This window comes from Streptomyces sp. NPDC004031 (assembly GCF_053604375.1).
The window spans coordinates 1-2072 of record NZ_JBSGHL010000142.1 but is presented as its reverse complement, the minus strand read 5'-3'; the positions used below and the strand labels follow the sequence as shown (position 1 = coordinate 2072).

The following is a 2072-nucleotide window of genomic DNA, read 5'->3' as shown; positions in this document are numbered from 1 at the left end:
CGTCACCGCAGCAGCCCGCGACAGTAGCCCCAGCGTCGTGACCGCCGCCGCAGAAGACGCCGACACCCTCCTCGCTACGCTCACCCCACTCCTCGATAGGCTGCTTTGGTACAGCTTCATGACTATGATTGAATAGTCGATGCCATTAATGGTCTTGCTGTCGAAGTGGTAACATCGCACCACATTTATGTGCGTGGGGATTTGTGCTGCACAGAAGAACTCGTCGCGGAAGCGTTGCAGCTTATCTTTATCTCCGTGGGGAATGAATTTGATTGCAAAACTTTGTTTGTCTCGAGTGAACTTGAGAACGTGCGCGTTGCCTCCCTGGTCTACGCTTGACGCGAAGGTGAAGTCGCCGATGTCCGTCTCTAGAACATTGTTTTGCTTAAAATGGGTAACCAAATTCACGCACTTCTCCTCATTCGCTGATGCTGGCCTGTGGGCTACGGCTAGATACTAGGGGGAATCCAATTCAATGAGAAGGTCGCGCGAGCGGGAGGTGATGCGCTAAGTGGGCCGTGAGCCGCTGAGCCGACGTGCGGACAGCCCGCAGCATGGGAGCACCCGCAGGACAGAGATAACGGGGCACCTATTTCGCTGCGGCTAGGCGGCCAGTGAGACCTCGGTTAGCCGCCCGCGTCGCCAGCAGCTGTGCGAGCTGCCGCTTACTGGTGCGTGAAGATTGCAAATCACCGACGGCTCGGCGAAGTAAGTGTTGCGGGTGTCATTGCTACGCAGGTCGCTGTATCATCTGCCATCGCCCTATGAACAGGGAGCAGCCTTCTGGGAAGCGGCGGAGCGAGGAAATCTTCCTGTACCATCCTCCGCTCTCACAGATGCCCACTTCCGTTCTAAGAGGAACGTTAGTTCCCAGTGGAAGGATGGACCCGAATTTCTGAGCTAAATCAACGATTTAGCCTGGAACTTCGGGTCTTTTTTCGTTTGCACATTCTCGATCTAGGCGGAACCTGCCTGATCGGCAAAAAAATGGGTTCCATTCGTCGAATGGAGCCCGGCGTGACCCGATACGCAATTCGTGAAGTTCATTTCGAGAACGGCGAACGCTTACCTCTGTTGGTGCATGGAGACCCACTGGGTTTGCCGGTTCCGGAGATCGTGGAATTTGCCATCGCGAAGCTACGTGCGTGTGGGCTTCGAAGGAGCATTCACCATCGAGCCGAAGCGTTCGGGCTGCTTCTCTTTGAGCGTTGTATGAGCGCGGCAATTGACAAGCGTTCACGCGGAGGCGCACTGAAATTTCCCTCGGCTCTTTGATGTGCTGCAACGAGTTCGTCAAGCGGTGCAGTCTGCAGCTGGTTGTCAAAGAGTTCGAGCAATCTGGCCGTAACCGGAACCAAGTCCGACTTCATGCTCCATCCAGTGTTGGCGCGAGCGCGTAAGGCGAGTTCACCGAGCATCACGTCGGCAGTGCTAAAAATGGACAATTCGCCTTTGCCGAATCCGGCGTCGAAGAGGTAGAACGACGCGAACATCGTCCGAACAATTGTGCCCAAATGAAATGCTGAGCCTTGCTCAGTACGTAGAGCGTGGAAGCAAAGATGGTTACGAAGCGAGAGATCGATTAGCGCATGTGTTGAGAGACGAGCTACTCTGCTGAGATCGGCTCCCCGAGTATTCGATACCATTGGAATAAGCGATTCAACCGACCATATTTCTTATTCGCTCAGCCGACACATTCTCCTGCGTGGTGTGGCTGAGCGATTCATGGCTTCCGTTATCGGGAAGCTACCTCTTTGGCGCGACCATCGGTGGATGCGCGACTATAGCCTCGCGCGTAGTACAGCATGACGAGCAAGGCAATCCACGCAGGACCGACGATGAGCGCAATCTTGGTGTCGGAGTGAAATGCCATGACGATCAGCACCGCGACCAGGAATAGTCCTGCGAGATAGGACGTGTACGGGAAGAAGGGTACCCGCAACGTCATCCGGTTCACCTCGCTTCGCGACACGGACTTTCGGAATCCGATCTGTGCAAGCAGAATGACGCCCCATGTCCAGACCGAACTGAACGCGGAAATCGCGCTCAGCCACGTGAACACTTCGGTCGGG

At 55.3% G+C, this 2072-nt stretch carries 2 protein-coding genes and 1 pseudogene; 1 reads left to right on the top strand and 2 read right to left on the bottom strand.

Annotated elements, in window-relative coordinates:
• Window positions 1-408, bottom strand: a 408-nt coding sequence (locus ACWERV_RS36660) for a hypothetical protein (protein WP_452941211.1), incomplete at its 3' end; no start/stop codon positions are given.
• A gap of 465 nt (window positions 409-873) precedes the next feature.
• Here ACWERV_RS36660 and ACWERV_RS36655 point away from each other — a divergent pair.
• Entirely contained in the window at window positions 874-1275 is a 402-nt protein-coding gene (locus ACWERV_RS36655) for a hypothetical protein (protein WP_137910459.1), read from the top strand.
• 460 nt (window positions 1276-1735) lie between these two features.
• On the opposite strand, the pseudogene ACWERV_RS36650 reads toward ACWERV_RS36655, so the two are convergent.
• Window positions 1736-2072, bottom strand: a pseudogene (locus ACWERV_RS36650) (hypothetical protein); the annotation flags it as partial.